This window comes from Victivallis sp. (assembly GCF_048170485.1).
Classification (GTDB): domain Bacteria; phylum Verrucomicrobiota; class Lentisphaeria; order Victivallales; family Victivallaceae; genus Victivallis.
In genome coordinates this window covers 1-4,379 of record NZ_DBEXAY010000090.1, presented here as the reverse complement: position 1 = coordinate 4,379, position 4,379 = coordinate 1, and the positions used below count along the sequence as shown (strand labels likewise).

The window sequence follows — 4,379 nt, the reverse complement described above, 5'->3', positions numbered from 1 at the left end:
TAAGCTTGATTTATGGCTTTTACATTGAGTTTCAAAAGGGATTCTTTTCTTCTGAAAGGAGGTGTTGGAGCTATGTTCAATATGACGAAGATTAAGGCTGTTCGTGGGGATGGACGTTCTTTTTATATGAATCATCTTTCTTCGAATGATTATTATTCGGAACATGAAAAAGTACAGGGAAGATGGTGTGGACGGTTGGCGTTGGAGTTCGATTTGTGGGATGCGGTCAGTTCGGAGGAGTTCAGCTTGTTTCAACGGAACATCAATCCTGAAACCCTGGAAAAACTGACGCAGCGGACTGTAAAATCAGGCGTCCGGTTCTTTGATTTTCAATGTGCGGCTCCGAAGTCGGTATCGATCATTTCATTGTTCGATTCCCGGCTGCTTCAGGCCCATGAGGAGGCGGTTCAGGCGGCGATGCACGAACTGGAAGATCTGGCCGCGGTCCGGGTGCGGACGGGCGAAAATGTGAAAACCCGGAACTATGAGCTTACCGGCAAACTCCTTTATGCGCGGTTCACGCACGACACCAGCCGTGCGCTCGATCCGCAGCTCCATACGCATAACGTGGTGGTCAATCTGACGCAGGACGCCGACGGCAATTATAAGGCGCTGGAGGCACTGGAAATGTGCCGGGCGATCCGCTACGCCGGGAAGGTCTACCACAACCATCTGGCCCGGAAATGCCGGGAACTCGGTTACGAAACGGTTGACCACCGCGACGAGAAAGGCCGGATCGTCTGGTTCGACCTGAAAGGCGTTTCGGCGGAGGTGATGGAACTCTACTCGAAACGCCGCCGCGAAATCGAAGCCGAAGAACAGAAGTTCATCGCGGAACATGGCCGGAAACCGACGCTCGCGGAGAATAATTTTCTTTCGATGACGACCCGCGAAAACAAGCTGAAAACTTCGGACCGGGCGAAGGTGCGGCAGTTCCAGCTTTCGCAGCTTTCGGATGAACAGCGCCGGGAACTGAATGAGATGGTCCGGGAAGCCGGAAGGCACACCGGCAGCCTGCCGGGAAATGATATCGAAACCTGCGTCCGGATGATCCGGGAAGCCCTGCCGCAGTTATACGAACGCGAAAGCGTTCTGAAGCTCGACAAGATTTTCGGAGAGGTCCTGAACCGGAACCTCGGCCATGTTGAGCTGGAGGTTTTGAAACAGGCCGTTCCGCACGTACCGGAGCTGTGCAACCTCGGAGGCCTGAAGGAGAATCCGTGGTATTCGCCGCAGGAGGTGATCGACCGCGAACTCTACGCGATTGAAGCGGTAGAATGCCAGCGCAATCTGCTTACTCCCATCGCGCCGGAATTCGAAGCATTTCCGGGCGAAGAGAGCCGGCAGGAACAGGCCGCGATCATTCATGGGCTGCTGAACTCTCCAGATCGCTTCAACCTGCTCCGGGGCGTGGCCGGTTCCGGCAAGACCTCGACTTTGCAGGAGCTTTGCCGGGGCCTTCAAAGCGGCGGCCTCGAACGCATTTACCTGATCGCGCCGACCAACAGCGCGGTTGAGGTGCTGAAAGGGGAAGGATTCCAGTATTCAAGCACCGTCGCGAGCTTTTTGCTTTCGGAAAAGAAACCGGAAGCGGGCAGTTACGTGATCATCGACGAAAACGGACTGAATTCTCTGCGCGAAGGCGCGGAGATTATCCGGCTTGCCAGCGAGAACGACTACCGGGTGCTGTTCGTCGGCGACGCCCGGCAGCATACTTCCGTTGAAAGCGGCGACTTCTTCCGGCTGTTGGAAAACCATTCCGGGATTGCACGCTTCGAGCTGAGAACGATCCGTCGGCAGCAGTCCGAGAACTACCGCGCCGGGATTGCCTATTGTGCCGACGGCTATTTTCAGGCGGCTTTCGATACATTCGAGGAGAACGGTTTTATTCATGAAGGGAAATCCGACTACCTGAAGAAAGCGGCGGAGAGCTATCTGGAGTTCACGGAAAACGGCCGTTTTCCCGAACGGGCGATTCTGGTGGCGCCGACACATGACGAGTGCGACAACCTGACCTCCGCCGTCCGCGAACGGCTGAAGACGGCCGGAGTGATCGCTCGAACCGGACGAATGCTGCCGGTATTCCGCAGTTGGCGGTGGGAGAAAGCCATGCTGGCGGAGGCTGCAAACTATCGCCCCGGCATGGCGGTATCCTTTGTACGCAGCCTCAAGGATATCGCAGAGGCGGGTGAATATGCGGTGGTCGAATCGGTCGCAGACGGGATGCTGCATTTCACCAGCGGCAAGTCGATCCACCTCCGGCGGTCGGCGGATTATATCGAAGTGGGAGAACTGCGGGAGATGGAACTTTGCCCGGGGGATGTGATCCAGTTCGGCGTCAACCTGAAAAGCCGGAAAATCTATAACGGCAACCTCGCCCGGATCGTTGATGATCCGGCAAAGATCATGCTGCTGAACGCCGATGGAACCGACCGGGAACTGGTTGATTTTCCGGAAAACTGCTCAGCGATCAGTCCCGGCTGGGTTACAACCTCCTACAAGTCGCAGGGGCGAACCGCCGATACAGTGGTTGTGGCGGCGCAGGAGATAGACCGGAAAAGTTTTTATGTGGCCCTGAGTCGCGGGCGGTTGAATATGGCGCTGCACTGTCCGAATAAAGAGTTTCTGAAGGAACAGTTATTGAAAGATAAAAAATGCCGCCTGAGCGTACATGACCTGGTCGATGAGGGGGAGATTCCCCGCGTTCCGGAACGGCGGCCTTTGCCGGAGGAGGTTCGGCTGCTGGCGGCGGAGAAGCGGCCGGATACGGAGTACAAGTCTGTGGAAGGACGACTGAGGAAATTGCGGAGATATCTGAAGGGAGTGGCGGCACGAGTAAAGCGCCATGGTCGGAGAGTGGCGGTCCGTCGCAGCCGCAATGCCAGATACGGTTTCGGAATCGTTACGGAAAAGACGCTGCTTGAGCTTGAAAAGGAGCACGCCGTCGAATTTCCGGCGGCCCAGCCTCCAAAGCCGCTTGAATCGGAACCGGTCATAAAAGAACCGATTCGTCAGGGAAACGCCGTCCCGGATGAGCCGAAGCCGGCGACAGGAAAAAACAATGCTTCAGCACGGTCCCGCAATTCGTGGGGTTGGGAGGAGTTCGATGCATGGGTTGAAGAGGAAAAGCGCAAGCATGGCGGGAATGATCCGGAGCCGGGAGTTGAAAGAACAGCCGCTCAGGAGGATCATCATAGTTCGGAGAGATGGAATGCGGAAGAAAAACACAACCCCTCAGAGCAGGAAAAGCTGGAATCGGAGCCGGTACTTGAAAAGGTCGGCGTTCCAGCACGGTCCCTCAATTCGTGGGGTTGGGAGGAGTTCGATGCATGGGTTGAAGAGGAAAAGCGCAAGCTCAATGAACGCGAGGCTGCTCAGAAAGAGTTGGAACCGGAATCGAAGCCGAAACCGAAGAAGGAGAAAGCCGTTAAAAGCAGATCGCCGGAACGGGCGCAGCCCCGTTTTCCGGCGCCGCCGGAAATTGAAAAGGATTCCGGACGTGGAATGGATTTATAATCAACCTCCAAAATTACGGACGCATCCATTCACGACAGCAACGTATTGAAGAGCTCTAGGGGAAAGCAATACCAGCAAAGATGTTTATTCGGACAGTGTCTATCGCTTGGGAAACAGGAAGTTAACTTGAAACCCAATGGCTTCCACTCGCATTGGCAAAGGCAGGAGGGATAGAGAACATCGTAAACTGAAACCTGAGCAAAAAGATATTGATAAGGTTCCTTTAAGTTTGAGATACGATAGCTTCTCAAGGCAGGAGAAAACATACAATAGATTAGTCGATGTCCCGTAACAGGTCTTTAGCGATAGCCATGCGAGGAGTTACAATATTAATTGGGGTTTGTGTGTGCTGACCGTAACTGACTTACACGTTCAGAGATAGGGATCTCCAATTTTTATGACTTTGAATTGACTTTGTGCGACTTCTGTGATATTTTGTGCTGTATTCCTGAATGACGTAGAATTGCAAAATGAATAAAATGAAAACATTATTCGTGACATCTGGCTTTTGGCATCACGTTCCCACGAGAATACGTATTGATCGCCACCAGCCCTTTGCCGCACTCTGCGTTGTGAACGAGATCTGCAAATGAGCAAAAAACTCAGCAATTCTTTTGCAACCGGAGGCGGTGGCTTTCATTTTGAAGCCCACGTTCAGGCGTCTTTTGTCACGTTGATGCTCAGTGGAGGTTATGCTCCTTGTCTTCCCTGTTGGCCCATTACGAAAGTCAAACTTCAAGGAAAAATTGACGGTTTTGATACAGACGACCTTATTGTTTATGTGGATAATGCTAAAGAACAGCGAAAACTTCTTGGACAGGTAAAACATTCTATTGCTATCACAGAGGCCAGTGCTCTGTTCG

Annotated in this window: 2 protein-coding genes; both read left to right on the top strand. The window is 53.3% G+C overall.

Features of this window, described 5'->3' with window-relative positions; genetic code table 11:
* Positions 1–12 precede the first annotated feature (12 nt).
* Positions 13–3,516: a MobF family relaxase gene (gene mobF / locus ACMLHG_RS04845; protein ID WP_417169735.1), complete on the top strand. Its 3,504-nt coding sequence runs from the start codon at positions 13–15 to the stop codon at positions 3,514–3,516.
* Positions 3,517–4,105: 589 nt separating this feature from the next.
* Positions 4,106–4,379: hypothetical protein (locus ACMLHG_RS04840; RefSeq protein WP_417169734.1), on the top strand; the 274-nt coding region annotated here is incomplete at its 3' end.